This window comes from Desulfovibrio piger ATCC 29098 (genome assembly GCF_000156375.1).
GTDB lineage: Bacteria > Desulfobacterota > Desulfovibrionia > Desulfovibrionales > Desulfovibrionaceae > Desulfovibrio > Desulfovibrio piger.
In genome coordinates, this window is sequence record NZ_DS996359.1 from 701,540 (window position 1) to 703,576 (window position 2,037).

At 64.9% G+C, this 2,037-nt stretch carries 2 protein-coding genes; both read left to right on the top strand.

Annotated features, from left to right (window positions below; translation table 11 throughout):
* On the top strand, nucleotides 1-1,274 hold a 1,274-nt coding region (yidC, locus tag DESPIG_RS09595; protein ID WP_006008002.1), incomplete at its 5' end, for a membrane protein insertase YidC.
* Between the two features lie 101 nt (nucleotides 1,275-1,375).
* Nucleotides 1,376-2,037 (top strand): Jag N-terminal domain-containing protein (locus DESPIG_RS09600; RefSeq protein ID WP_187119494.1); only part of this gene is annotated, 662 nt, incomplete at its 3' end.

Consider the following 2,037-nt stretch of genomic DNA (forward strand, 5'->3'; position numbering starts at 1 on the left):
TGGCGCCTCTGGGCCTGGTCATCAACGGTCAGCCTTCGTGGAGCACCGGCAAGTGGGCCCTGGAGTCCGACAGCGGCGTGAGCGTGGCTGAAGGCGGCAAGGGCGTCGTCCGCCTGGTGGGCGAGGTCGACAACCTGCGCGTGACCCGTGAACTGACCTTCAATTCCGAAAATTACCTGATCTCCGAAAAGGTGAGCCTGGCCACCCTGGGCACCGACACCCGCAGCGTGCGCGTGCGCTACACCGTGGCCGCCGACACCAGCAATGCCGCCAACACCAACTACGACGCCATGCGCGTGGCCTGGGACAACGGCGGTTCGCTGGGCGAAGAGACCTCCACCGACAAACTGACCAAGGAAGGCGTGGAAGCCAGCGGCAAGCTCTACTGGGCCGGCCCCATGAGCACCTACTTCCTGTCCGCCGTCATGCCCGGTGATGCCGATGAGGCCCGCATGGTGGGCCGCATGCAGGGCAGCGTCTACCGTGTGGCCCTGGAGCCCAAGGAAGTGGTGGTGGCCCCCGGCCAGGAGACCACCCTCGAAGTCTCCTACTGGATGGGTCCCAAGGAACGCAAGATGCTGGCCGCCGTGTCCGATCAGCTGGCCCTCAGCGTGGACCTGGGCATGTTCAGCATCATCGCCAAGGGCCTGCTGTGGCTGCTGGAGTTCTTCCAGCAGTACACCCACAACTGGGGCCTCTCCATCATCATGCTGACCATCGTCATCAAGGCCGTGTTCTGGCCCCTGACGGCCAAGAGCTACTCTTCCATGGAAAAAATGAAGAAGCTCCAGCCCATGATGGCCAACATCCGCGAAAAGTATAAGGACGACAAGGAAGCCATGAACAAGGAAGTCATGGCCCTGTACAAGACCTACGGCGTCAACCCCGCCAGCGGCTGTGTGCCCATCCTGGTGCAGTTGCCCGTGTTCTTCGGTCTGTATCAGGCGCTGCTGACCTCCATCGAGCTGCGTCACGCGCCCTTCATCACCTATCTGCCCGGCACGGACCTGATCTGGCTGGCTGACCTGTCCTCCAAGGACCCCTATTACATCACGCCCATCATCATGGGCATCACCATGTTCCTGCAGCAGAAGATGAGCCCGCCGGCCACCGATCCCACGCAGCAGAAGATCATGATGTTCCTGCCCATCGTCTTCACCGCCCTGTTCCTGAGCTTCCCCTCCGGTCTGGTGGTGTACTGGCTGGTCAACAACATCCTGTCCATTGCCCAGCAGTGGCGGATGGGCCGCAGAAGCAAGCTGCTGGCCCAGTAGGGTCACGGCCCATGACCGCGTGAGCGGTCTTGCGACACGGAAAAGAGTCCATATGTGGTGGCAGCGGGGTCTCCCCGCTGCCGCCCCTTTTGGGAGAGTTTATGGACGGATTCAAAGAGTTTCAGGGTAAGAATCTGGATGCCGCCATTCAGGAGGCCTGCAGCTATTACAATGCCGCCCGCGAAAAGCTGGAGATTGAGATAGTTCAGGACGCCAAGAGCGGCATCTTTGGTATCGTGGGGGCCCGCAAGGCCAAGATCCGCGCGCGCCGTGCCGCGCTGCGCGAAGCCGTGGAAAGCGTCCTCGGCAAGAAGCGCTGCGATGTCCGGCTGGAACGGCCGTCCCTGGGCCGTGAGGACGCGCCCCGTCGCCCTGCCGAAAAGATGCCCCCTGCCGCCCGCGAGGACGGTGTGGCCGCTCCGGCCGCGCCCGCCCCGGAAGAGCGCAAGGAGGCCGCTCCTGCTGAAGAGCGCCCGGCCCGCAAGGACGAGAAGGCCGAAAAGCCCGCCAGGGCCGACAAGCCCGAACGGCAGGAAAAGACCGCCGAGAACGCCCGTCAGCCCCGTCGCGGTCGTGGCCGTGACCAGGCCCGTGCCGCCGCTGCGGCCGAAGCCCCGGCCGAGGAAGCTCCTGCCGAAAATGCGGCTCCTGAAGCCGGCAACCGTCGCGGCGAGGGCCGCCGCGCCCGTCCCCGTCCTTCCGTGCGCGGTGAGGGCGAAGGCCGCCGTCGCCAGCGTCCGCAGGCCCCGGCCGTGCCCGCTCC